General features: G+C 63.8%; 18 protein-coding genes. 6 read left to right on the top strand and 12 right to left on the bottom strand.

Annotation, left to right across the window (positions count from 1 at the left end; all coding sequences use genetic code 11):
• The first annotated feature begins 98 nt into the window (after nt 1–98).
• Nucleotides 99–659: a DUF6436 domain-containing protein gene (locus PSEMO_RS09830; RefSeq protein WP_075802877.1), complete on the top strand. Its 561-nt coding sequence runs from the start codon at nt 99–101 to the stop codon at nt 657–659.
• 102 nt (nt 660–761) lie between these two features.
• Here the strand turns inward: PSEMO_RS09830 and PSEMO_RS09825 are convergent, their stop codons facing one another.
• Nucleotides 762–1,310, bottom strand: coding sequence for a sugar O-acetyltransferase (locus PSEMO_RS09825; protein WP_075802876.1), 549 nt, complete (start codon nt 1,308–1,310; stop codon nt 762–764).
• Nucleotides 1,311–1,405: 95 nt separating this feature from the next.
• Here PSEMO_RS09825 and PSEMO_RS09820 point away from each other — a divergent pair, with 95 nt between their 5' ends.
• A complete protein-coding gene (locus PSEMO_RS09820) occupies nt 1,406–3,787 on the top strand; it encodes a penicillin acylase family protein (protein WP_075802875.1) in 2,382 nt (793 codons plus the stop codon).
• Nucleotides 3,788–3,917: 130 nt separating this feature from the next.
• Here PSEMO_RS09820 and PSEMO_RS09815 read toward each other — a convergent pair whose 3' ends face one another.
• The 7 genes from PSEMO_RS09815 to PSEMO_RS09785 form a co-directional block, all read right to left on the bottom strand.
• Nucleotides 3,918–4,799 carry an ABC transporter permease subunit gene (locus PSEMO_RS09815; protein ID WP_075802874.1) on the bottom strand — a complete coding sequence of 294 codons (882 nt, stop codon included), beginning with the start codon at nt 4,797–4,799 and terminating at the stop codon, nt 3,918–3,920.
• The gene (locus tag PSEMO_RS09810) at nt 4,796–5,716 is read right to left on the bottom strand and encodes an ABC transporter permease subunit (RefSeq protein WP_075802873.1); all 921 of its coding nucleotides are present in this window, start codon (nt 5,714–5,716) and stop codon (nt 4,796–4,798) included. The genes PSEMO_RS09815 and PSEMO_RS09810 overlap by 4 nt, the downstream gene beginning before the upstream one ends.
• Complete coding sequence (gene potA / locus PSEMO_RS09805; RefSeq protein ID WP_075802872.1) at nt 5,713–6,855, bottom strand: polyamine ABC transporter ATP-binding protein; 1,143 nt, start codon at nt 6,853–6,855, stop codon at nt 5,713–5,715. Before potA ends, PSEMO_RS09810 begins: the two co-directional genes overlap by 4 nt.
• Before the next feature lie 60 nt (nt 6,856–6,915).
• Entirely contained in the window at nt 6,916–8,010 is a 1,095-nt protein-coding gene (locus PSEMO_RS09800) for a polyamine ABC transporter substrate-binding protein (protein ID WP_075802871.1), read from the bottom strand.
• Between the two features lie 166 nt (nt 8,011–8,176).
• Nucleotides 8,177–9,271 (bottom strand): polyamine ABC transporter substrate-binding protein, encoded by a 1,095-nt coding sequence (locus PSEMO_RS09795; RefSeq protein ID WP_075802870.1) that lies wholly within the window; start codon nt 9,269–9,271, stop codon nt 8,177–8,179.
• Nucleotides 9,272–9,429: 158 nt separating this feature from the next.
• Nucleotides 9,430–10,791 (bottom strand): aspartate aminotransferase family protein, encoded by a 1,362-nt coding sequence (locus PSEMO_RS09790; RefSeq protein ID WP_075802869.1) that lies wholly within the window; start codon nt 10,789–10,791, stop codon nt 9,430–9,432.
• 49 nt (nt 10,792–10,840) lie between these two features.
• On the bottom strand, nt 10,841–12,202 hold the full coding sequence (locus PSEMO_RS09785; protein WP_075802868.1) for a glutamine synthetase family protein: 1,362 nt from the start codon (nt 12,200–12,202) through the stop codon (nt 10,841–10,843).
• Between the two features lie 602 nt (nt 12,203–12,804).
• Here PSEMO_RS09785 and PSEMO_RS09780 point away from each other — a divergent pair.
• Nucleotides 12,805–14,181 carry a glutamine synthetase family protein gene (locus PSEMO_RS09780; RefSeq protein WP_042121108.1) on the top strand — a complete coding sequence of 459 codons (1,377 nt, stop codon included), beginning with the start codon at nt 12,805–12,807 and terminating at the stop codon, nt 14,179–14,181.
• Nucleotides 14,182–14,307: 126 nt separating this feature from the next.
• Here PSEMO_RS09780 and argA read toward each other — a convergent pair whose 3' ends face one another.
• Nucleotides 14,308–15,606, bottom strand: a complete 1,299-nt coding sequence (gene argA, locus PSEMO_RS09775; RefSeq protein ID WP_075802867.1) for an amino-acid N-acetyltransferase — start codon at nt 15,604–15,606, stop codon at nt 14,308–14,310.
• A 114-nt stretch (nt 15,607–15,720) separates the two neighbouring features.
• Complete coding sequence (argE, locus tag PSEMO_RS09770) at nt 15,721–16,878, bottom strand: acetylornithine deacetylase (protein ID WP_075802866.1); 1,158 nt, start codon at nt 16,876–16,878, stop codon at nt 15,721–15,723.
• A gap of 126 nt (nt 16,879–17,004) precedes the next feature.
• Between argE and PSEMO_RS09765 the strand changes: the two genes are divergently transcribed.
• The gene (locus PSEMO_RS09765) at nt 17,005–18,375 is read left to right on the top strand and encodes a CYTH domain-containing protein (RefSeq protein ID WP_075802865.1); all 1,371 of its coding nucleotides are present in this window, start codon (nt 17,005–17,007) and stop codon (nt 18,373–18,375) included.
• Nucleotides 18,376–18,420: 45 nt separating this feature from the next.
• Here PSEMO_RS09765 and PSEMO_RS09760 read toward each other — a convergent pair whose 3' ends face one another.
• A complete protein-coding gene (locus PSEMO_RS09760) occupies nt 18,421–18,891 on the bottom strand; it encodes an Lrp/AsnC family transcriptional regulator (protein WP_075802864.1) in 471 nt (156 codons plus the stop codon).
• Between the two features lie 125 nt (nt 18,892–19,016).
• Between PSEMO_RS09760 and PSEMO_RS09755 the strand changes: the two genes are divergently transcribed.
• Nucleotides 19,017–19,373 (top strand): hypothetical protein, encoded by a 357-nt coding sequence (locus PSEMO_RS09755; protein WP_075802863.1) that lies wholly within the window; start codon nt 19,017–19,019, stop codon nt 19,371–19,373.
• A gap of 60 nt (nt 19,374–19,433) precedes the next feature.
• Nucleotides 19,434–21,185 (top strand): GspE/PulE family protein, encoded by a 1,752-nt coding sequence (locus PSEMO_RS09750; RefSeq protein WP_075802862.1) that lies wholly within the window; start codon nt 19,434–19,436, stop codon nt 21,183–21,185.
• A gap of 15 nt (nt 21,186–21,200) precedes the next feature.
• Here PSEMO_RS09750 and gcvP read toward each other — a convergent pair whose 3' ends face one another.
• Nucleotides 21,201–24,074 carry an aminomethyl-transferring glycine dehydrogenase gene (gcvP, locus tag PSEMO_RS09745; protein WP_075802861.1) on the bottom strand — a complete coding sequence of 958 codons (2,874 nt, stop codon included), beginning with the start codon at nt 24,072–24,074 and terminating at the stop codon, nt 21,201–21,203.
• Between the last annotated feature and the right edge of the window lie 6 nt (nt 24,075–24,080).

The following is a 24,080-nucleotide window of genomic DNA, read 5'->3' as shown; positions in this document are numbered from 1 at the left end:
GTAAGGCTTCCGGAAAGGCGAGAAAGGATTGATCTGCGATATTCATCTGTCGGCGGGGGCATGGCAAGCTGGCCCCCTTTAATTTGCCGGTATTGCCCATGTCGGGGAAAACACTGTTCGCCGCCCTCACCCTCGCCCTTTGCGCTGCCGGGCTGTGGCTGGCCTATGACAACTTCCAGAGCCGCTACCTGCGCCCGTTCGACAACCAGACCGCGCTGTTCGCCGGCGACCATCTGCGCCTGCCGCCCGAACTCGCAGGCCCCGGCCCGATCCGCCTGGTGCATTTCTGGGACCCGGCCTGCCCGTGCAATGTCGGCAACCAGCAGCACCTGGGCGAGCTGATCGAGCACTACGGGCCGCAGGGCGTGGCCTTCCATGTGGTGCAGAAGCCGGGCACCCACGGGCAGCTTCCCGCCAACCTGGGCGCACTGAAGCCCATCACCAACCTGCCCGGCGCCGAGCACCTGCCGGCCAGCCCGGCCGTGGCGATCTGGGACCAGGACGGCAACCTGGCGTACTTCGGGCCGTACAGCGAAGGGGCCACCTGCAATGCCGGCAACAGCTTTATCGAGCCGATCCTGCAGGCGCTGACCGAGGGCCGGCCGGTGAAAGTGACACAGACGATGGCGGTGGGCTGTTACTGCCCCTGGACTGATTAACAACGCGGACCTTGTGGGAGCTGGCTTGCCAGCGATTGCGGTGGAGAACTCACTATCGTAATCGCTGGCAAGCCAGCTCCCACAGGGTACGCGTCCCCCCTTCTACTGCGCTCGAGCAGGATTGCCCATCACCGTCGCCCCCGCCGGCACATCCCGGGTCACCACGCTACCGGCACCAATGATCGCGTCATCCCCCACCGCTACCCCCGGCAGGATGATCGCCCCACCACCAATCCACACATTCCTGCCGATCTTCACCGGCTTCCCGCTCTCCAGCCCACTGCGCCTGACCACCGGGTCCCGCGGATGATCCGCCCCGTAGATCTGCACCGCCGGCCCGATCTGGCAGTCGTCGCCGATGCTCACGCTGCAAATGTCGAGAATCACGCAGTTGAAGTTGATGAACACATTGGCGCCAATCTCGATGTTGTAGCCGTAGTCGCAATAGAACGGCGGCCGGATCACCGCACCGGCACCCACTTTGGCGAAATGCTCCACCAACATCCCATGCCGCTGCTCGTTGAGCAGGTCGGCCGAGTCGTTGTAGCGCTGCATCCAGTGCTTGTTGGCGATCTGTTCGGCCTGCAACTCGGGGCAGGTGGCGCGATACAGCTGTCCGCTCAGCATCTTGTGTTTTTCACTGATGTCCATTGGCCCTCACTCCTGGCTGATCTCTCGGCTGGCAAAGTCTATCCTCTGTCCGATCATGACCGACTCGCTGGCTGAAAGATCCCCAAGGAGCTTCGATGAAACGCCGCCTTACCCTTCTCGCCGTTGCCATTGCCGTCGCGGCAGCCGGTGCCGGCTATCTGTATGTGCAAGGCAAGCAGCCGCAACGCGACGGCGAGATCGCCCTGGCGAAGCTCCAGGCACCGGTCAGCGTGCGCTACGACGAGCGCGGCGTGCCGCATATCCAGGCGCAGAACGAGAGCGACCTGTACCGTGCCCTGGGCTACGTGCACGCCCAGGACCGTCTGTTCCAGATGGAGATCACCCGACGCCTGGCCAAGGGCGAACTGGCCGAGGTGCTGGGGTCGAAGATGGTCGCGACCGATACCCTGTTCCGCAGCCTGCGCATCGGCGAGCAGGCGCAGGTGATGGTCGACCGGCAGGACAAGCAGTCCCCCGCCTGGAAAGCCCTGCAAGCCTACCTCGAAGGCGTGAATGCCTGGCAGGACACACATCCGCGCCCCATGGAGTTCGACGTGCTGGGCATCACCCCGCGCCCGTTCACGGCCCAGGACACCCTGAGCATCGCCGGCTTCATGGCCTACAGCTTTGCCGCCGCGTTCCGCACCGAACCGCTGCTGACCTTCGTCCGCGACCATCTCGGCAGCCAGTACCTGAAGGTCTTCGACCTGGACTGGCACCCCGACGGCGTCCTGCAACACCCCACCGCCCTGGCCGCTGCCGACTGGAAGTCCCTCGGCCAACTGGCCCAGGTCAGCCAGCAAGCCTTCGCCGAGGCCGGCCTGCCGCAGTTCGAGGGCAGCAACGCCTGGGCGGTCAGCGGCAGCCGCACCCGTAGCGGCAAGCCGTTGCTGGCCGGCGACCCGCATATCCGTTTCTCGGTCCCGGCCGTGTGGTACGAGGCCGAGCTGTCGGCGCCGGGCTTCCATCTGTATGGCTATCACCAGGCGCTCAACCCCTTCGCCTCCCTCGGGCACAACCGCGAGTTCGGCTGGAGCCTGACCATGTTCCAGAACGACGATGTCGACCTGATCGCCGAGAAGGTCAATCCGGATAACCCCGGGCAGGTCATGGTCCACGGCCAGTGGCAGGACCTGGTGCGCAGCGAGCAGCAGATCAAGGTCAAGGGCGGGCCGACCCAGACCATCACCCTGCTGCGCTCGCCCCACGGTCCGATCGTCAACAAGGTCCTCGGCGAAGACGCCGGGCCGACGCCGGTGGCCATGTGGTGGGCCTTCCTCGAAAGCGCCAACCCGATCCTCGACGGTTTCTACGAGATCAACCGCGCCAGCACCCTGGAGGCCATGCGCACGGCGGTGCAGAAGGTCCAGGCGCCGGGGCTGAACTTCGTCTGGGCCAATGCCCGTGGCGATATCGGCTGGTGGGCGGCGGCGGCCTTGCCGGTCCGTCCGGACGGGGTCAACCCGGCCTTTATCCTCGACGGCAGCAGCGGCGACGCGGACAAGTCCGGGTTCTACCCGTTCAGCGTCAACCCGCAGTCGGTGAACCCGGCCAGCGGCTACATCGTCTCGGCCAACTTCCAGCCGCTATCGCCCACCGGCGTGCCGATCCCCGGCTACTACAACCTGCCGGACCGCGGCCGCGAGCTGGACCGGCAACTGGCGAACGACCAGGTCAAATGGGACCTGCAGAACAGCCAGGCGCTGCAACTGGGCACCAGCACCGACTACGGCCCGCGGACCCTTGGCCCGCTGTTGCCGGTGCTGCGCCAGGTGGTGCAGGACGCCCAGGGCCGCGAGTTGGTGGAACAACTGGCCGCATGGCGCGGCGATTATCCGCTGGATTCGGTCAGTGCCACGCTGTTCAACCAGTTCCTCTACGAACTGGCCTACGCAGCGATGCATGACGAACTGGGCGATGCCTGGTTCCAGGCAATGATCTCGACCCGGGTGATCGACGATGCCCTGCCGCGCCTGGCTGCCGATGCTGATTCACCCTGGTGGGACACCCAGGGCAGCAGCGAGCGCGGCAGCCGCACGGCGGTGGTCAAGCAGGCATGGGACAAGACCCTCGCGCATCTGGGCGAAACTTTCGGCAAGGATCCGGCAGGCTGGCAGTGGGGCAAGGCGCATACCCTGACCCACGGGCATCCGCTGGGCATGCAGAAGCCGTTGGACAGGCTGTTCAATGTCGGGTCGTTCGCGGCACCGGGGACCCATGAGGTGCCGAACAACCTGTCGGCGAAGATCGGGCCGGCGCCCTGGCCGGTGACCTATGGGCCGTCGACCCGGCGCCTGATCGATTTCGCCGATGCCGGGACGGCACTGAGCATCAACCCGGTCGGGCAGAGCGGGGTGTTGTTCGATCGGCATTATGGGGATCAGGCGAAGCCCTACATTGAAGGGCAGTACCAGAGGGCCTGGTTGGGGTTGGCGGGGGAGACCGAGGGGACTTTGAGACTGGTGCCAGGCAAATAGATTTGCTTTGGGTTTGAGGGCCCTATCGCTGCGGTGCGGCGGTCCGACAAGCCAGCTCCCACAGGGTTCGCGGTGCACGCGGTCCTTGTGGGAGCTGGCTTGCCAGCGATGAGGCCCTCAAGGCCTCAGATCAGGCCTGAGCCGGACGCCGCGCTTCAGGCTGCTTCCAGCCATCCGCCGCCGCTTCCTCGATCGCCTGCTGGATAGCGCGCTTGCGGCGCTCTTCGGCACGGCGGCTGAAGTACCAGACGAAGAAGGTCGCCAGCGATACCGCCAGCAGGATCAGGCTGGCCACGGCGTTGATCTCGGGCTTCACGCCCAGGCGCACCGCCGAGAACACTTCCATCGGCAAGGTGGTCGAACCCGGGCCCGACACGAAGCTCGCCAGTACCAGGTCATCCAGCGACAGGGCGAACGACATCATGCCGCCCGCCGCCAGCGACGGCGCGATCATCGGGATGGTGATCAGGAAGAACACCTTCCACGGCCGCGCCCCCAGGTCCATGGCCGCCTCTTCGATGGACAGGTCCAGCTCGCGCAGACGGGCCGACACCACCACCGCCACATACGCAGCACAGAAGGTGGTGTGGGCGATCCAGATGGTGACGATGCCACGCTCCTGCGGCCAGCCGATCATCTGCGCCATGGCCACGAACAGCAGCAACAGCGACAGACCGGTGATCACCTCGGGCATAACCAGCGGCGCGGTGACCAGGCCACCGAACAGGGTACGGCCCTTGAAGCGGGTGACCCGGGTCAGCACGAACGCTGCCAGGGTACCCAGCGCCACCGCGGCGATTGCCGTGTAGCAGGCGATCTCCAGCGAACGCATCACCGAACCCATCAGCTGGGTGTTGTCGAGCAGGCCCGTGTACCACTTGATCGACCAGCCGCCCCAGACCGTCACCAGCTTGGAGGCGTTGAACGAGTAGATCACCAGGATCAGCATCGGCAGGTAGATGAACAGCAGGCCGACTACCAGCATTACATTGGAAAATCCGACGCGCTTCATGCCCGGCCCTCCATCTCTTTCGCCTGGCTGCGGTTGAACAGCAGGATCGGCACGATCAGGATCGCCAGCATCACTACCGCCAGGGCCGAGGCCACCGGCCAGTCACGGTTGTTGAAGAATTCCTGCCAGAGGACCTTGCCGATCATCAGGGTCTCGGGACCGCCCAGCAGCTCAGGAATCACGAACTCGCCCACCACCGGGATGAACACCAGCATGCAGCCGGCGATGATGCCGTTCTTCGACAGCGGCACGGTGATTTTCCAGAAGCTGTTGAAGCGGCTCGAACCCAGGTCGGACGCGGCTTCCAGCAGGCTCTGGTCGTGTTTTACCAGGTTGGCGAACAGCGGCAGGATCATGAACGGCAGGTACGAATAGACCACGCCTATATACACCGCCAGGTTGGTGTTGAGGATCTGCAGCGGCTGGTCGATCACGCCCAGCCATTGCAGGAAGGCGTTGAGCAGGCCGTTGTTGCTGAGGATGCCCATCCAGGCATAGACGCGGATTAGGATCGCGGTCCAGGTCGGCATCATGATCAGCAGCAGCAGGACGGTCTGGATGTCCTTGCGTGCGTTGGCGATGGCATAGGCCATCGGGTAGCCGATCAGCAGGCACAGCAGGGTGCTGAAGAAGGCCATCTTCAACGACCCCAGGTAGGCCGAGATGTACAGGTCGTCCTCGGTCAACAGGCCATAGTTGGCCAGGTTGAGCACGACCTGGATCTTGTCCTCGACGTAGCTGTAGATCTCGGTGTACGGCGGGATCGCCACGTCCGCTTCAGCGAAGCTGATCTTCAGGACGATGAAGAACGGCAGCATGAAGAACAGGAACAGCCACAGGAACGGGATCCCGATGACGACGTGGCGTCCCTCGGGCGTTACGCGGTTGAGCGCTCGCTTGAGCTTGCGCATGTTCATGAGCGCAGTACCACGCCGCTGTCGTCTTCCCACCAGACGTAAACTTCATCGCCCCAGGTCGGACGCGAGCCCTGGCGTTCGGCGTTGGCGACGAAGGACTGGACGATCTTGCCGCTCGGCAGCTCGACGTAGAACACCGAATGGCCGCCCAGGTAGGCGATGTCGTGGACCTTGCCGCGCGACCAGTTGTACTCGAAGGCCGGCTGCTGGGTGGTGATCAGGAGTTTTTCCGGACGCAGCGCGTAGGTGATCGACTTGTCTTCCACCGAGGTGGTCACACCGTGGCCGACGTAGATGTTGCGCTCAAGCTCCGGGCTTGCGATCAGCGCGTGGCCTTCGGCGTCATCGACGACCTGGCCGTCGAACAGGTTGACGTTGCCGATGAACTCGCAGACCAGGCGGCTGGTCGGGGTCTCGTAGATGTCGATCGGGCTGCCGATCTGGGCGATCCAGCCGAGGTGCATGATGGCGATGCGCTGGGCCATGGTCATGGCCTCTTCCTGGTCGTGGGTCACCATCACGCAGGTCACACCGACCCGCTCGATGATTTCCACCAGTTCCAGCTGCATCTGCGAACGCAGTTTCTTGTCCAGCGCACCCATCGGCTCGTCGAGCAGCAGCAGCTTCGGCCGCTTGGCCAGCGAGCGGGCCAGGGCCACGCGCTGGCGCTGACCGCCGGAGAGCTGGTGCGGCTTGCGCTTGGCGTACTGGGTCATGTGCACCAGCTTGAGCATCTCGGCCACGCGGGCGTCGATCTCGGCCTTGGGCATCTTGTCCTGCTGCAGGCCGAAGGCGATGTTCTGCGCCACGGTCATGTGCGGGAACAGCGCGTAGGACTGGAACATCATGTTGATCGGCCGCTCGTAGGGCGGCATGTCGGTGATGTCGACGCCATCGAGGAAAATGCGTCCTTCGGTGGGACGTTCGAAACCGGCCAGCATGCGCAGCAGGGTCGATTTACCCGAGCCGGAGCCGCCGAGCAGGGCGAAGATCTCGCCCTTCTTGATTTCGAGGGAGACATCGTCCACCGCGACGGTTTCGTCGAACTTCTTCGTGACCCGATCGATCTTGACCAGCACCTGCTTGGGTTGCTGATCGCCTTCGAGGGCTTTCTTATAGGCGCCGGAGGCAACTGCCATTTTGTGAAACTCCCAACAGAATGTTCTGCACCCGCCCCTGCCGTGGCGGGTCCGGATTTATTATTTGCCCGTCTTGACCTTGGTCCAGATACGGGTCATCAAACGCTGCACTTTGGGCGGCAACTCGGAATTGACGTAAAGCTTGTCGACCACTTCCTGCGGTGGGTAGACCGCTGGATCTTTCCGGACATCCTGGTCCATCAGCTCGCCAGCCTTGGGGTTCGGGTTGGCGTAACCAACGTAATCGCTGACCTGGGCGATCACCTCGGGTTCAAGCAGATAGTTGATGAAGGCATGGGCCTCTTTGACGTTCTGGGAATCCTTGGGGATCGCCAGCATGTCGAACCAGAGGTTGCCGCCTTCCTTGGGAATCACATACGCCACGTCCACACCCTTGCCCGCCTCTTCGGCACGGGCCTTGGCCTGGAAGACATCGCCGGAGAAGCCGGCGGCCACGCAGATGTCGCCGTTGGCCAGGTCGGAGATGTACTTGGAGGAGTGGAAGTAGGTCACGTAGGGGCGAATGGCGAGGAGCTTTTCCTCGGCCTTCTTGTAGTCCTTGGGGTCCTGGCTGTTGGGATCGAGGCCCAGGTAGTTGAGCATCGCCGGGAGCATTTCGTCTGCCGAGTCGAGGAAGGCGACCCCGCAGCTGGACAGCTTCTTGAGGTTCTCGGGCTCGAACAGGGTGGCCCAGGAATCGATCTTGTCGGTGCCGAGCGCGGCCTTGACCTTCTCGACGTTGTAGCCGATGCCGTTGGTGCCCCAGAGGTACGGCACGGCGTACTGGTTGCCCGGGTCGTTGCGCTCGAGGCGCTTGAGCAGGGCCGGGTCGAGGTTGTTCCAGTTCGGCAACTGGGCACGGTCGAGCTTCTGGAAAGCGCCCGCCTTGATCTGCTTGCCGAGGAAATGGTTGGACGGCACCACCACGTCATAGCCGGTGCGACCGGCCAGGAGCTTGCCTTCCAGGGTTTCGTTGGAGTCGAAGACGTCGTACTTCGGCTTGATGCCGGTTTTCGCTTCGAAGTCCGCGAGGGTGGTCTGGCCGATGTAGTCCGACCAGTTATAGATGTGCACCGTGGGCGCCGCTTGGACGCTGCATGCCAGCGTCAGACCCGCTCCGGCCATGACGGCCTGGCGAAATACGGAAATAGACAAGTGGGAGGTCCTCTACATTTAGTGCCCGTGTGGCGAGCGGCAAACGTGATTGCCGGATCACCGAACCGGCGCGCAACTTACCTGCGATACACCCATCCAGCAAAAAAAATTTCTGTTACAGCCGTCAAGGACGCGGCTTGCGCCGCGCCCCCGGGCTCAGGTCGGCTTATTTGCCCGACTTGATCTTGGTCCAGCTGCGGGTGATCAGACGCAGGGTCTGAGGATCCTGGTCGCTGATGGCGTACAGCTGCTTCTTCACCGCGTCCGACGGGTAGATGCTCGGGTCACTGGTGATGTCCTTGTCCACCAGCGGGGTGGCCGCCTTGTTGCCGTTCGGGAAGCGTACGGCGTTGGTGATCTCGGCCATGATTTCCGGCTGTTGCAGGAAGTTCATCCACTGGTAGGCGGCTTCGACGTTCTCGGCATCCTTCGGAATGGCGACCATGTCGTAGAAGGTGCCGGCGCCTTCCTTCGGAATCACGTAGTCCAGCTTGACCTTGTCGCCGGCTTCATGGGCGCGGGCCTTGGACTGCTCCAGATCACCCGAGTAGCCCACGGCCACGCAGATGTTGCCGTTGGCCAGGTCCGAGATGTACTTGGAGGAGTGGAAGTAGGTGACCGACGGACGAATGCTCAGGAACAGCTGTTCGGCGGCCTGCAGGTCCTTCTTGTCCTTGCTTGCGGTCGGCTTGCCCAGGTAGTGCAGCGCGGCCGGGATCATTTCGGTCGGCGCATCGAGGAAGCTCACGCCGCAGCTCTTGAGCTTGGCGATGTTTTCCGGCTTGAACACCACGTCCCACGAATCGATCTTGTCGATACCCAGCGCGGCCTTGACCTTCTCCGGGTTGTAGCCGATGCCGATGCTGCCCCACATGTAGGGGAAGGCGTATTTGTTGCCCGGGTCGCTGGCGTCGCCGACGGCCTTGAGCAGGTCTTCGTCGAGGTTCTTCCAGTTGGTCAGCTTGGACTTGTCCAGCTCCTGGTAAACGCCGGCCTTGATCTGCTTGGCCAGGAAGTTGTTCGACGGGACCACCACGTCGTAACCGGATTTGCCGGCCAGCAGCTTGGCTTCGAGGGTTTCGTTGCTGTCGAATACGTCGTAGACGACCTTGATGCCGGTCTGCTTTTCGAATTTGGCCACGGTATCCGGGGCGATGTAGTCGGACCAGTTGTAGACGTGGAGGACCTTGTCATCCGCCTGCACGGTACCGACCAGCATCCCGAGGGACACGGCCAACAGCGTCTTGCCCATTTTATTCATGCGTTAATGCTCCAGAATTTTTATAAAGCCATCTGTTCCGCGGCCTGCCCTGTCGGCGCCAGGGAGCGACTGGAAACAGGCGCTAGTCTGGCAAGATCCAAGGCGTCCTTTCAACGCCTTGGCATGCCGCAAAGCCACCATGCCAGCCTAGCAGCTCGTCAGCCCAGTGCTTCCAGAGTCAAATCCAGACATTTGCGGGCTTTTTCAATCAGTTCGTCGATCTCATCACGGCTGATCACCAGCGGCGGCGCAATGATCATGGTGTCGCCCACGGCGCGCATGATCAGGCCGTTGTCGAAGCAGAACTGCCGGCAGATCATGCCGACGGCCTTGCCTTCGTAACGGCTGCGGGTCGCCTTGTCCTTGACCAGCTCGATCGCGCCGAGCATGCCCAGGCCGCGCACTTCGCCCACCAGCGGGTGGTCGTTCAGCTCGCGCAGACGTTTCTGCAAATAGGGTGCCGTTTCCCCGTGAACACGCTCGACGATCTTCTCGTCGCGCAGGATCCGCAGGTTTTCCAGGCCCACCGCCGCGGCCACCGGGTGCCCGGAGTAGGTGAAGCCGTGGTTGAAGTCGCCGCCTTCGCTGACCACCTTGGCCACTTCGTCACGGACGATCACGCCGCCCATGGGGATGTAGCCGGAGGTCAGACCCTTGGCGATGGTCATCAGGTCGGGCTTGAGATCGTAGTAGTCGGAGCCGAACCACTCGCCGGTACGGCCGAAGCCGCAGATCACTTCGTCAGCGACGAAGAGGATGTCGTAGCGGGCAAGGATTTCCTTGATCTTCGGCCAGTAGCTGTCCGGCGGGATGATCACCCCGCCCGCGCCCTGGATCGGCTCGGCAATGAACGCCGCGACATTGTCGACGCCCAGTTCGAGAATCTTCTTCTCCAGTTGCTCGGCAGCCCAGATGCCGAACTCTTCCGGAGACTTGTCACCGCCCTCGCCGAACCAGTACGGCTGCGGGATATGGACGATGCCCGGGATCGGCAGGTCGCCCTGCTCGTGCATGCCGGACATACCGCCCAGGCTGGCACCGGCCACGGTGGAGCCGTGGTAGCCGTTGACGCGGCCGATGATCACCTTCTTCTGCGGCTTGTCTTTCAGCGCCCAGTAATGACGCACCAGGCGCAGCACGGTGTCGTTGCCTTCGGAGCCGGAACCGGTGAAGAACACATGGCTCATGCCGGCCGGGGCCACATCGGAGATGGCCTTGGCCAGCTCCAGCGCCGGCGGGTGAGCGGTCTGGAAGAACAGGTTGTAGTACGGCAGCTCGCGCATCTGCTTGCTGGCCGCCTCGGCCAGTTCTTCGCGCCCGTAGCCGACCGCTACGCACCACAGCCCGGCCATGCCATCGAGGATCTTGTGACCCTCGCTGTCCCACAGGTGCACGCCCTGGGCCTTGGTGATGATCCGCGGGCCCTTTTCCTGCAACTGTTTATAGTCGCTGAACGGCGCCAGGTGATGATCACGACTCAGGTCCTGCCACTCGCGGGTTTGCGGGTTCTTGACGCTCATGTGCTTCTCCGATTTCTGGCGGCCGCGCTCCTGCGGCCCCGGGGGTTAATCAGACCGCGAACAGCAGGAACTCGCGTTCCCAGGAGCTGATCACGCGCTTGTAGTTTTCATGCTCGGCGCGTTTGGTCGCGACGTAGCCGGCGATGAATTTCTTGCCCAGGTAGGCTTCCAGCGCCCGGCAGTTTTCCATGCGCTCCAGGGCGTCCTCGATGGTCAGTGGCAGGCGCAGGTTGCGCCGCTCGTAGCCACGGCCCTGGACCGGCGCACTGGCGTTCACCCCTTCGACCATGCCGATGTAGCCGCACAGCAGGCTGGCGGCGATGGCCAGGTAAGGGTTGGCATCGGCGCCGGGCAGGCGGTTTTCCACGCGACGGTTCTGCGGGCCGGCATCCGGGACGCGCAGGCCGACGGTGCGGTTTTCCTCGCCCCATTCCACGTTGACCGGCGCCGAGGTGTCGGGCAGGAAGCGGCGGAACGAGTTGACGTTGGGGGCGAACAGCGGCAGCACTTCGGGGATGAATTTCTGCAGGCCACCGATGTGATAAAGGAACAGCTCGCTCATGCTGCCGTCTTCGTTGGAGAAGATGTTCTTCCCGGTGTTCACGTCGATGATGCTCTGGTGCAGGTGCATGGCGCTGCCCGGCTCACCGGTCATGGGCTTGGCCATGAAGGTGGCGGCAACGTTGTGCTTGAGCGCGGCCTCGCGCATAGTGCGCTTGAACACCAGGATCTGGTCGGCCAGGGACAGGGCGTTGCCGTGACGGAAGTTGATCTCCATCTGGGCGGTGCCGTCCTCGTGGATCAGCGTGTCGAGGTCGAGGTTCTGCAGTTCGCACCAGTCGTAGACGTCTTCGAACAGCGGGTCGAATTCATTGGCAGCTTCGATGGAGAAGGACTGGCGGCCGGTTTCCGGGCGGCCGGAGCGGCCGATCGGCGGTTGCAGGGGGAAGTCCGGGTCTTCGCAGCGCTTGGTCAGGTAGAACTCCATTTCCGGCGCCACGATCGGCTGCCAGCCCTTGTCGGCATAGAGTTTCAGGACTTTCTTCAGCACGTTGCGCGGCGACAGCTCGACCGGGTTGCCCTTTTTGTCGTAGGTGTCGTGGATCACCTGGGCAGTCGCCTCTATGGCCCATGGCACGAGGAACACGGCGTTCTCGTCGGGGCGGCAGATCATGTCGATGTCGGCCGGGTCGAGCAACTGGTAATAGATGTCGTCATCGACGTAGTCGCCGGTCACGGTCTGCAACAAAACGCTTTCGGGCAGGCGCATGCCCTTTTCCGCGATGAACTTGTTGGTCGGCGAGATCTTGCCCCGGGTGATACCGGTCAGGTCGCTGATCAGACATTCGACTTCGGTGATCTTGTGCTCTTTCAGCCAATCGGTGAGCTGGTCGAGATTGCTGCTACTCATACATACCTCGGGAGGTAAATGCCTGGACTGTGGTCGAAACGCCTTTGGCAGGCCGTTTCAAGCATTCTGGATGCCCCGCTGGCCCAAAGCAAAAGGCGCGCAGGGAGAATGCATCGCCGGCATCCATCGGGATGCGGGGGAGGCGACTATAGTCATGAATGGCAGTACGAGAGGGTGAATCTTTCGGGAACACGTCGCCTTGGCCGTCAACTATTTTGGCCGGCGCCAGCGCCTCCGTCATGGAGTGCTCGCAGCTCGCGGAAAGGGCGGACAGGCCTGCCCACGCTGGGCAGCCGCTATCGCCGATGATCGGCAGGCGTAACATGTAACCCCCGGTATTATTGATGTTATGGGTTGCGACCGAGCTTAGCCTTGTTCATTTTTTTACACAACACCCCCGTAAAAAATAAAACACGGCTTTCACGTTTCTGTCATTGGGCGACCAAAGCAGGCCTTGTGGACGCCCCCAATTGCAGCAAAAATGCCGCAAAGGCGCCCTTTTAGGGCATCATGGCGCTTGCTTGACTTCACTCCGGCTTTCCGATTGACTGGGGTTGCAAGCCCCAATTGATTGATATTTTTAACAACAAAGGTGTTGCATCATGTCGGTACCCCCGCGTGCCGTTCAGCTTAACGAAGCGAACGCGTTCCTTAAGGAACATCCTGAGGTTCTCTACGTTGACCTTCTGATTGCAGATATGAATGGTGTGGTGCGCGGCAAGCGCATCGAGCGCACCAGCCTCCACAAGGTTTACGAGAAGGGCATCAACCTGCCTGCCTCCCTCTTCGCATTGGATATCAACGGCTCCACCGTCGAGAGCACCGGCCTGGGCCTGGACATCGGCGACGCCGACCGGATCTGCTATCCAATCCCTGGCACCCTGTCCAACGAACCCTGGCAGAAGCGCCCGACCGCGCAACTGCTGATGACCATGCACGAACTCGAAGGCGAGCCCTTCTTCGCCGACCCGCGGGAAGTCCTGCGCCAGGTGGTGAGCAAGTTCGACGACCTCGGCCTGACCATCTGCGCCGCGTTCGAACTGGAGTTCTACCTGATCGACCAGGAGAACGTGAACGGCCGTCCGCAGCCGCCACGCTCGCCGATCTCCGGCAAACGCCCGCAATCGACCCAGGTCTACCTGATCGACGACCTCGACGAATACGTCGACTGCCTCCAGGACATCCTCGAGGGTGCGAAGGAACAAGGCATTCCGGCCGACGCCATCGTCAAGGAAAGCGCCCCGGCGCAGTTCGAGGTCAACCTGCACCATGTCGCCGACCCGCTGAAGGCCTGTGACTACGCGGTGCTGCTGAAACGCCTGATCAAGAACATCGCCTACGACCATGAGATGGACACCACCTTCATGGCCAAGCCGTACCCAGGCCAGGCGGGTAATGGTCTGCACGTCCATATCTCGGTGCTGGACAAGGATGGCAAGAACATCTTCACCAGTGAGGATCCCGAGCAGAACGCCGCGCTGCGTCACGCGATCGGCGGTGTGCTCGAGACCCTGCCCGCGTCCATGGCGTTCCTCTGCCCGAACGTCAACTCGTACCGTCGTTTCGGTGCGCAGTTCTATGTGCCGAATGCGCCGAGCTGGGGCCTGGACAACCGCACCGTGGCCCTGCGCGTGCCGACCGGCAGCGCCGATGCCGTGCGCATCGAGCACCGCGTGGCCGGTGCCGACGCCAACCCGTACCTGCTGATGGCTGCGGTACTGGCGGGCGTGCACCATGGCCTGACCAACAAGGTCGAGCCGAGCACCCCGGTCGAAGGCAACGCCTACGAACAGGTCGAGCAAAGCCTGCCGAACAACCTGCGCGATGCCCTGCGCGAGCTGGACGACAGCGAGATCCTCAACAAGTACATCGATCCGAAGTACATCGACATCTTCGTCGCGTGCAAGGAGAGTGAACTGGAGGAGTTCGAGCACTCGATCTCGGACCTTGAGTACAACTGGTATCTGCATACCGTGTAACTGAAAACGCCGCCTGATATAGGCGGCGTTTCTTATGGCCTCATCGCTGGCAAGCCAGCTCCCACAGTGTCCGCGGCGCCGCTGAACCTGTGGGAGCTGGCTTGCCAGCGATGAGGCCCTAAAGCCTTACAACGCTTTTTCGAAGATCTTCGAGTTACGCTGGTAGTTGTACAGCGAAGCCCTTGCCGCCGGCAGCCTCTCTACGCCGCTCGGCACAAACCCCCGCTCCCTGAACCAGTGCGCCGTCCGGGTCGTAAGCACGAACAGCGTCTTCAAGCCCAACGCCCGCGCCCGCTCCTCGATCCGCTCCAGCAGATCATCCCCGCGCCCGCCATGGCGATACTCCGGATTCACCGCCAGGCACGCCAGCTCGCCGGCATCGGAATCGGCAATCGGATACAGCGCCGCACAGGCGATGATATTGCTCTCGCGCTCCACCACGCTGAACTGCTCGATCTCGCGCTCCAGTACCTCGCGGGAGCGACGTACCAGGATGCCCTGCTCTTCCAGCGGGCTGATCAGCTCCAGCAAGCCACCGACATCCTCGATCGCCGCCTCGCGCACCACCTCGAACTGCTCCTGGGCGACCAGCGTACCGCCACCGCCACGGGTGAACAGCTCGTTGAGCAGCGCACCGTTTTCCACATAACTGACGATATGGCTACGCGCCACGCCGCCCCGGCAGGCCTCCGCCGCGGCATCCAGCAACTCGCCCTGGTAATCGCTACCGAGGCGCTCCAGGTGCGGCGCCACCTGTTGCGGACGAATCTCCTTCACCAGCTTGCCCGAAGCATCCAGCAAGCCCGGCTCGGCGCCGAACAGCAGCAGCTTGTCCGCGCCCAGTTCAATGGCCGCGCGGGTAGCGACGTCTTCGCAAGCAAGGTTGAAGATCTCGCCGGTCGGCGAATAACCCAGCGGCGACAGCAGGACGATCGAACGCTCGTCCAGCAGGCGCCCGATACCCTTGCGGTCGACCCGACGCACTTCACCGGTGTGGTGATAGTCGACGCCTTCAACAACGCCGATCGGCCGTGCAGTGACGAGGTTGCCCGAGGCCACCCGCAGGCGAGCGCCCTGCATCGGCGAGGCGGCCATATCCATCGACAAGCGCGCCTCGATGGCGATGCGCAATTGCCCGACGGCATCGATCACGCACTCCAGGGTCGCCGCATCGGTGATGCGCAAGCCATGGTGATAATGGGCGCTCAGACCGCGAGCGGTCAGGCGGCTTTCGATCTGTGGACGGGAACCATGCACCAGCACGAGGCGCACCCCGAGGCTGTGCAGCAGCACCAGATCGTGGACGATATTGCCGAAGTTGGGGTGTTCGACCCCGTCTCCCGGGAGCATGACCACGAAGGTGCAGTCCCGGTGGGCATTGATGTAGGGAGAAGCATGACGCAGCCAGTTGACGTATTCGGGCATGACCTGAGCCTGTAGAAAGTGAATCAAGAACGGAACGGCACACAGCGCTCGAGCTTTATCGTCGCAGCAGGCAAGACGTCACACGCGTTCTCCTCTGGAATGAAGGGGTTGGACTCAACGGACAATCGCCGAGTCGAGGCAGTAATGCTGAATCAGTTCACGCAACAGACGCACTGTAGGCTCCAGGCGTGACAGTTCAAGGTACTCGCCGGGCTGGTGGGCGCAGGCGATATCGCCGGGGCCAAGGACCAGGGTCTCGCAGCCCAGGCGCTGAAGATAAGGCGCTTCGGTGCCGAAGGCTACCGCTTCGGCGACATGACCGGTAAGACGTTCGGCCAGTTGCACCAGTTCCGCATCGGCGCGTTGCTCGAACGGCGGCACCTCGGGGAACAGCGGCGCATAGTCGATCTTCACCTGGTGCTGCTCGGCCAGCGGCGCCAGCTTGCTGCGGATCGCCGCGCGCAGCACCTGCGGGTCCATGCCCGGCAGCGGCCGCAGGTCGAACTCCAGGGCGCACTGGCCGCAGATCCGGTTGGGGTTGTCGCCACCGTGGATGCAGCCGAAGTTCATGGTCGGCTGCGGCACGCTGAACTGGGCATTGTTGTACTCGCGCTGCCATTGCTTGCGCAGGTCCATCAGCGCGCCCATCACCTCGTGCATGGCGTCCATCGCGCTATGCCCCAGGGACGGGTCCGACGAATGGCCGCTGCGCCCGAGAATGTCGACGCGCTCCATCATCACGCCCTTGTGCATGCGGATCGGCTTCAGCCCGGTAGGCTCGCCGATCACCGCGGCGCGGCCCAGCGGCCTGCCGGCCTCGGCCAGGGCGCGGGCCCCGGACATCGAGCTCTCCTCGTCGCAGGTCGCCAGGATCAGCAGCGGCTGCTTGAACGGCTGGTCGAGCAACGGCCGCACCGCCTCGATGATCAACGGGAAGAAGCCCTTCATGTCGCACACGCCCAGGCCGACCCAACGGTCGCCGACCTCGCTGAGCTTCAGCGGGTCGGTTTTCCACAGTTGCGGGTCATACGGCACGGTGTCGCTGTGCCCGGCCAGCACCAGGCCGCCGGGGCCGCTGCCGAAGCTGGCGAGCAGGTTGAACTTGCCCGGGGTGATTTCCTGGATCTCGCAGGAGAAACCCAGGTCGCCGAGCCAGCTGGCGAGCTGGTCGATCACCGCGCGGTTGGACTGGTCCAGGTCCGGCTGGGTACAACTGACCGAAGGCGCGGCGATCAACGCGGCGAACTGGTCCTTGAGCGATGGCAACGGCATGCGCGTTCTCCTGGAAACGAGCCCCATCATAGGGCCATCGGGCTGCATGAATAAACCGTGGACTGCCGAGTCCTGTACACTGCACGGCCAAGACGTACCCCGCCCTTCCAGCCTGGTTACCCGGCAATGAATAAAGAAACCGAAATCAAACTGCGGATCAGCCGCGAGACCCTCGCCGCCTTGCGCGAGCATCCGCTGCTGAAAAAGCGCAACAAGTCCGGCTGGCAGCAGCGCGAACTGCTCAACCAGTACTTCGACACCCCGGAACGCGATCTGTCCGCCGCCAAGGTCGCCCTGCGCCTGCGCCGTGACGGCGACGTGGTGATCCAGACCCTGAAGACCCGCGGCAACAGCGTCGCCGGCCTGTCCGAGCGCAACGAGTTCCAGTGGGAGCTGCCCAAGGCCAAGCTGGACCTGAAGAAGCTCGACGACACCTGCTGGCCCGAGGCCCTGGCCGAGCTGGACAAGAAGACCATCAAGCCGCTGTTCACCACCGACTTCGTGCGTGAGTTCGCCGATATCGCCTGGGGCCGCGGCAAGTCCAAGGTGGTCATCGAAGCCGCCTTGGACCTCGGCACCGTCAGCGCCGGCAAGCAGAAGGAAGAAATCTGCGAGCTGGAGCTTGAGCTGCGCGAAGGCGAGCCGGAAGCCCTGCTGGAACTGGCCGCCGAGCTGGCCGCAAGCCTGCCGCTGTTCCCTTGCGACATCAGCAAGGCCGAGCGCGGCTACCGCCTGCTTGACCCGAGCAGCTACCACGTCAACCTGCCGGCCCCCGAACTGGACCCGGAAATGTCGCTGGACGACGCCTTCTCGGCCATCGCCTGGCACCTGCTGGCCAGCAGCCAGCGCCTGGCCGAGCAATACCAGCACACCGGCCACTGGCGCCTGCTGCAGGACTGGGTGCAATGCCTGGGCGAACTGCGTGCCCTGGCCAGCAGCCTCGGCCAGGCCGCACCACGGGCCACCACCCGTGAGCTGCGCGCTCGCCTCGACGCCCTGCTGGAAGACTGGCGCACCCTGGTGCTGGCCGGCAACGACGACGAAGACATCCGCCGCGCCGCCCCCGAGCAGTTCGCCGAAGAACTGCTGGACCCGCGCTGGGGCCAGTTCTCCCTGGACACCTCGCGCTGGTTGCTCGCCCGTGGCTGGACCGCCGAGCGCAACAAGCGCGGCGAACGCCAGGGCGCGGCGGCACTGGCCAACTGGCTGACTGTGGAGCTGGGCGATGAAGCCAAGGCCCTGCAACTGCCGCTGTACCAGCAGCAGCCGGAAGACCTCGCTGAACAGCTGCCGCGTATCGAGCGCCTGCTGGGCTGGCTGCACTACGGTCGCAGCGTGCTACTGGAAGCGCCGGAGCTGGACCGTCTGTACGGCGAACTGATCAAGCTGCAACAACTGGCCAACCAGCCGATCAGCGACGAAGTCCTCGACGCCCGCGTCCAGCAAGCCTTTGCCGTGGCCCAGAGCCGTGGCTGGAAACACCTGGCGCGCAAGTAGGCCGTGCCACTGCGGACGGGCGTCACGGCCCGTCCGCCTCCCTCCTCAGCGCAACACCGGCAGGCTGGTCGTGGACTTGATCTCCGACAGCGCCACGGTCGAGTTGACCTCCTGGATCCCCGGCACCATCGACAGCTTCTCGAAGAAGAAGCGCTCGTAGGCCTCGATATCCGGGGTGACGATGCGCAGCAGAAAGTCCACCGCCCCCATCAGCACATAGCACTCCAGCACTTCCGGAAAACCGCGGATCGCCTCGGTGAACTCGGCGAAGTTGGAACGCCCGTGGGCGTTGAGCTTCACCTCGGCGAAGATCTGCGTGTTGAGGCCGATCTTCTTGCGGTCCAGCAGGGTCACCTGGCCGCGAATCACCCCTTCGTCCTTCAGCCGCTGGATCCTGCGCCAGCACGGCGATTGCGACAGTCCCACCTTCTCGGCGATCTGCGCGCTGGACAGCGAAGCATCGTCCTGCAGCAGGGCCAGAATGCGGCGATCATAGGCGTCCAGCTCGCTAGGCATGATTATTTCTCCAATCGCCGATTCGCGACTTAAACAATTCGAAAAAAAGCTGTGACGGCCAATGATAGGTAAAAAATCTCCGCTTCGCCGTGCAAAGATTCCTTCACTGCTTTTGGAGGATTCCCATGACCGCTCTCGAACGCCCTGACCACTTCGCCGCTGTGCGCTTGCACGATGCCGACCTCATCGGCGGCGAAAGCAACAAGGTGCGCTATCACTATGAACTGCAGGTCGAGCCGGAATCCGACAGCCTCTGCCGCATCCTCAACCTGTTCGCCCTGCAATGTCTGCTGCCTCAGGGCGTGCAGATGCAGCAGCAAGCCGACCTGCTGCGGGTGGACATCGCCATCGATGGTTTGAGTTGGCATCGCGCCCAACTGATCGCGGAAAAGATGCGCAACCTGATCTGTGTCTGCGAGGTGGTGCTGCGTACCGCGCTGCTCAATGGCGACGACCGGGGAAAGATCCAGCAACGCTTCTGACCCTGCGGGCGGGCGGAGCGCGGCTAGCCTTGGCAATTTCCATTGCAAAGGACGTCGCCAATGGACCGCCCTCTCGAGCTTATCCCGCTGCTGGACCGCCTGATCGCCCAGCGCCTTGTCCCTGCTGACTGCCGCCAGCGCTTCAAACATGAGACGCCGGGCGAACACCCGCTCGAGAGCATCGCCAACCAGCATCTCGAAGACCTGCGCCACCCCGGTCGACGCCTCGACCTCGACAGCCTGTGCCAGTGGCTGGCACAGCAAGCCGGCCAAGCCTTCCTGCGTCTCGATCCGCTGGGCATCGACCTGCCCGGCATGACCGGGCTGATGTCCGCCGCATTCGCCCGCCGTCACGGCATCCTGGCCGTGGCGCACAGCGCCGACAGCGTCACCGTCGCCAGTGCCGAACCGTGGGTCTGCTCCTGGGAAGCCGACCTGACCCGGGCACTCAAGCGCCGGGTGGTGCGCGTTGTCGCCAGCCCGTTGCGGATTCGCCAGATCAGCCAGGACTTCTTCCGCCTCGCCCGCTCGGTCAGTGATGCCAGCCAGCTTGAAGCCACGGCCCCGGCCAGTGGCAACCTGGAGCAGCTACTGGAGCTGGGCGACGACCAGCCGGATGCGGATGACGCGCATATCGTCAGCATTGTCGACTGGCTGCTGCAATACGCCTTCGAGCAGCGCGCCAGCGATATCCACCTGGAACCGCGCCGTGAGCAGGGCCGGTTGCGCCTGCGCATCGACGGCGTGCTGCACGATGCCTATCCGTTTCCACCGGCGGTGACCCTGGCCATCACCAGCCGCCTGAAAAACCTCGGGCGGATGAATGTCGCGGAAAAACGTCGCCCGCAGGACGGGCGGATCAAGACCCGCTCACCGGCCGGCGATGAAGTCGAACTGCGCCTGTCGACCCTGCCGACCACCTTTGGCGAAAAGCTCGTCATGCGCATCTTCGACCCGCAGTTGCTGCGTCAGGGCAGCCAGGCCCTGGGCTTCGACGGCGCCGAACTGGAACGCTGGCAACGCCTGCTGCGCCGGCCCAATGGCATCATTCTGGTCACCGGGCCGACCGGCTCGGGCAAGACCAGCACCCTGTACAGCGCGCTGAAGCAACTGGCGACCTCCGAGGTCAACGTCTGCACCCTCGAGGACCCGATCGAGATGGTCGAGCCCGCGTTCAACCAGACCCAGGTGCAGCCGGGCATCGGCCTGGACTTCGCCAGCGGCGTGCGTGCGCTGCTGCGCCAGGACCCGGACATCATCATGGTCGGCGAGATCCGCGACCTGGAGACGGCGCAGGTGGCGATCCAGGCGGCGCTGACCGGGCATCTGGTGCTGTCCACGCTGCATACCAACGATGCGTGTTCGGCCATTGGCCGGTTGCTGGAGTTGGGGGTTGCGTATTATTTGATCAAGGCGACGCTGGTGGGGGTGCTGGCGCAGCGCTTGGTGCGGACTTTGTGCGTGGCCTGCAAGACCTCGGCAGGGGCCGTCGGCTGTCGGGAATGCCGGCAGACCGGTTATCACGGGCGAACCGGGGTGTACGAGGTGCTGGAGCTGAATGAGCGGCTTGCCGGGTTGATCGGGCCGGAGTGCGATGTGCTGGAGTTGAGGAAGCTGGCGCGCAGCGAGGGGATGGACGGGCTGCGGGAGAATGGATTGAGGAAGATTGCGGCGGGGGTGACGACTCAAGAGGAGATCAATCTGATCTCATGTAGTGCTGCTGATGGCCTCATCGCTGGCAAGCCAGCTCCCACAGGTCCTGAGGTGCACCCGGTCCTTGTGGGAGCTGGCTTGCCAGCGATGAGGCCCTGAAGAACAACAACACTCTCAGCGGTAATCCTCGACCGGCACACAGGCACAGAACAGATTCCTGTCCCCATACACATTGTCCACCCGGTTCACCGCCGGCCAGTACTTGTGCGCCCGGGCATGGGCGCTCGGCGCCACCGCCTGCTCCAGGCTGTAGGGCCTGTCCCAGACGCCGAGCACATCCGCCAGGGTATGCGGCGCCCGCTTGAGCGGGTTGTCCTCCGCCGGCCATTTGCCGTTCTGCACCTCGGCGATTTCCGCACGAATGCTCAACATCGCCTCGACGAAGCGATCCAGCTCGGCCTTTGGCTCACTCTCGGTCGGCTCGACCATCAAGGTCCCCGGCACCGGGAACGACATGGTCGGGGCATGGAAGCCATAGTCCATCAGGCGCTTGGCCACGTCCTCCTCGCTAATCCCGGTCTGCGCCTTGAGCGGCCGCAGGTCGAGGATGCATTCGTGGGCCACCCGCTCGTTACGCCCGCGATACAGCACCGGAAACGCCCCACCCAGGCGCTCGGCCAGGTAGTTGGCAGACAGGATCGCCACCTCGCTGGCATCTGCCAGTTGCGGCCCCATCATGGCGATGTACATCCAGCTGATCGGCAGGATGCTCGCACTGCCCCAGGGCGCGGCGCTGACCGCAGTGTTCTGCGGATCCGGCCCCGGCACCGGGATCACCGGGTGACTGGCCACGAATGGCGCCAGGTGCGCACGCACACCGATCGGCCCCATGCCCGGCCCGCCGCCGCCATGGGGAATGCAGAAGGTCTTGTGCAGGTTCATGTGCGAGACATCGGCGCCGATATCCGCCGGCCGCGCCAGCCCGACCTGGGCATTGAGGTTGGCGCCGTCCATGTAGACCTGGCCGCCATGCCTGTGGATAACCTCGCAGATCTCGCTGATGCCCTCCTCGTACACGCCGTGGGTCGACGGATAGGTCGCCATCAGGCACGACAGCCGCTCACCTGCCTCCTGCGCCTTGAGTTTGAGGTCTTCCAGGTCGACGTTGCCGGCGTTGTCGCAGGCCACGATCACCACCTGCATCCCGGCCATCTGCGCCGACGCCGGGTTGGTGCCGTGGGCCGAAGCCGGGATCAAGCAGATATCCCGCTGCCCCTGCTTGCGGCTGCGGTGGTACTTGCTGATCGCCAGCAGCCCGGCGTATTCGCCCTGGGCGCCGGAGTTGGGCTGCATGCAGATGGCATCGAAGCCGGTGATCGCGCACAGCCAGCGTTCCAGCTCGTCGATCATGGCCTTGTAGCCGGTCGCCTGCTCCACCGGCACGAAGGGGTGCAGTTCGGCGAAACCGGGCCAGGTGATGGGGATCATCTCGCTGCTGGCGTTGAGCTTCATGGTGCAGGAGCCCAGCGGGATCATCGACTGGTTGAGGGCCAGGTCCTTGTTTTCCAGTTGCTTGAGGTAGCGCAGCATCTCGGTTTCGCTGTGGTGCAGGTTGAACACCGGGTGGGTCAGGTACGCCGAGCGGCGCAGCAGTTCATCGGGGATGCCGGCGGGCAGGTCTTCGGCGTCCAGTTCGGCGATGTTCAGCCCATGATCGACGCCGAGGAAGATATCGAACAGGCGCAGCACGGTGCTTTCATCGCAGGTTTCGTCGAGCGCAACGCCCAGATGGCCGCGACCGAGAATGCGCAGGTTGATCCGCGCCGCCTCGGCACTCTGGATGATCGCCGTCTGGCTGCCACCGACCTCGAGGGTCAGGGTGTCGAAGAAGTGCGGGTTGAGGCGCTTGACGCCATTGCGCTCAAGCCCGGCGGCCAGGATCGTGGTCAGCCGGTGCACCCGCTGGGCAATGCGACGCAGCCCGTCAGGCCCATGGTAGACCGCATAGAAGCCGGCAATATTGGCCAGCAGCACCTGGGCGGTGCAGATGTTCGAGTTCGCCTTCTCGCGGCGGATATGTTGCTCGCGGGTCTGCAGCGCCATGCGCAGCGCCAGGCTGTCGCGGGCGTCCTTGGACACGCCGATGATGCGCCCGGGCATGGCCCGCTTGAACTCATCACGACACGCGAAGTACGCCGCGTGCGGCCCGCCGTAACCCATGGGCACGCCAAAGCGCTGCGACGAGCCCAGCACCACGTCTGCGCCCTGCTCGCCCGGCGGGGTCAGCAGCACCAGGCTCAGGAGGTCGGCGGCCACGCAGGCGATGGCCTGCTGGCTGTGCAGGTGCTGGATCGCGGGGCGCAGGTCATGCACGCCGCCATGGGTATTGGGGTAGTGCAACAGGGCACCGAATACCTCGTGCTTGTCGAGGTTGTCCAGCGAGTCGATCACCAGCTCGAAGCCGAAGCCTTCGGCACGGGTCTGCAGCACCGACAGGGTCTGCGGGTGGCAGTGCTCGTCGGCGAAGAAACGATTGCTGCGGGACTTCGTCACCCGCTTGGCCAGGGCCATGGCTTCGCCGGCAGCGGTGGCTTCGTCCAGCAAGGAGGCGTTGGCCAGGTCCAGCCCGGTGAGGTCAATGATCATCTGCTGGTAGTTCAGCAGCGCTTCCAGGCGGCCCTGGGCGATTTCCGGCTGGTAGGGCGTATAGGCGGTGTACCAGCCCGGATTTTCCAGGACATTGCGCAGGATGACGGTCGGCGTGCGGGTCGCGTGGTAGCCCATGCCGATCAGGCTGGTCCAGCGCTGGTTCTGCTCGGCATACCCCCGCAGGCGCTCCAGCGCAGCCTCTTCATCCAGGGCTGGGGGCAGGTCCAGGGGGCGGTTGAAGCGGATGCCGGGCGGCACCGTCTGTTCGATCAGCTCGCTACGGCTGGCGACACCAAGCACGTCGAGCATGGCTTGCTGCTCGGCAGCATCGGGGCCGAGATGGCGGCGCAGGAACGGGTTGGGATCGTGCAGTTGGCTCAGGGACGGCAACAAGGACATGGCAGC

It is taken from the genome of Pseudomonas putida (genome assembly GCF_001941965.1).
GTDB lineage: Bacteria > Pseudomonadota > Gammaproteobacteria > Pseudomonadales > Pseudomonadaceae > Aquipseudomonas > Aquipseudomonas putida_L.
Note: the sequence above shows the minus strand (reverse complement) of the source record. Positions and strands in the feature narration are given on the sequence as shown.

What these genes read in the sequence shown, in the direction of transcription:
- PSEMO_RS09830 (WP_075802877.1), top strand. Translation starts at nt 99, where the DNA reads ATGTCGGGGAAAACACTGTTCGCCGCCCTCACCCTCGCCCTTTGCGCT.
- PSEMO_RS09825 (WP_075802876.1), bottom strand. Translation starts at nt 1,310, where the DNA reads ATGGACATCAGTGAAAAACACAAGATGCTGAGCGGACAGCTGTATCGC.
- PSEMO_RS09820 (WP_075802875.1), top strand. Translation starts at nt 1,406, where the DNA reads ATGAAACGCCGCCTTACCCTTCTCGCCGTTGCCATTGCCGTCGCGGCA.
- PSEMO_RS09815 (WP_075802874.1), bottom strand. Translation starts at nt 4,799, where the DNA reads ATGAAGCGCGTCGGATTTTCCAATGTAATGCTGGTAGTCGGCCTGCTG.
- PSEMO_RS09810 (WP_075802873.1), bottom strand. Translation starts at nt 5,716, where the DNA reads ATGAACATGCGCAAGCTCAAGCGAGCGCTCAACCGCGTAACGCCCGAG.
- potA (WP_075802872.1), bottom strand. Translation starts at nt 6,855, where the DNA reads ATGGCAGTTGCCTCCGGCGCCTATAAGAAAGCCCTCGAAGGCGATCAG.
- PSEMO_RS09795 (WP_075802870.1), bottom strand. Translation starts at nt 9,271, where the DNA reads ATGAATAAAATGGGCAAGACGCTGTTGGCCGTGTCCCTCGGGATGCTG.
- PSEMO_RS09790 (WP_075802869.1), bottom strand. Translation starts at nt 10,791, where the DNA reads ATGAGCGTCAAGAACCCGCAAACCCGCGAGTGGCAGGACCTGAGTCGT.
- PSEMO_RS09785 (WP_075802868.1), bottom strand. Translation starts at nt 12,202, where the DNA reads ATGAGTAGCAGCAATCTCGACCAGCTCACCGATTGGCTGAAAGAGCAC.
- PSEMO_RS09780 (WP_042121108.1), top strand. Translation starts at nt 12,805, where the DNA reads ATGTCGGTACCCCCGCGTGCCGTTCAGCTTAACGAAGCGAACGCGTTC.
- argA (WP_075802867.1), bottom strand. Translation starts at nt 15,606, where the DNA reads ATGCCCGAATACGTCAACTGGCTGCGTCATGCTTCTCCCTACATCAAT.
- argE (WP_075802866.1), bottom strand. Translation starts at nt 16,878, where the DNA reads ATGCCGTTGCCATCGCTCAAGGACCAGTTCGCCGCGTTGATCGCCGCG.
- PSEMO_RS09765 (WP_075802865.1), top strand. Translation starts at nt 17,005, where the DNA reads ATGAATAAAGAAACCGAAATCAAACTGCGGATCAGCCGCGAGACCCTC.
- PSEMO_RS09760 (WP_075802864.1), bottom strand. Translation starts at nt 18,891, where the DNA reads ATGCCTAGCGAGCTGGACGCCTATGATCGCCGCATTCTGGCCCTGCTG.
- PSEMO_RS09755 (WP_075802863.1), top strand. Translation starts at nt 19,017, where the DNA reads ATGACCGCTCTCGAACGCCCTGACCACTTCGCCGCTGTGCGCTTGCAC.
- PSEMO_RS09750 (WP_075802862.1), top strand. Translation starts at nt 19,434, where the DNA reads ATGGACCGCCCTCTCGAGCTTATCCCGCTGCTGGACCGCCTGATCGCC.
- gcvP (WP_075802861.1), bottom strand. Translation starts at nt 24,074, where the DNA reads ATGTCCTTGTTGCCGTCCCTGAGCCAACTGCACGATCCCAACCCGTTC.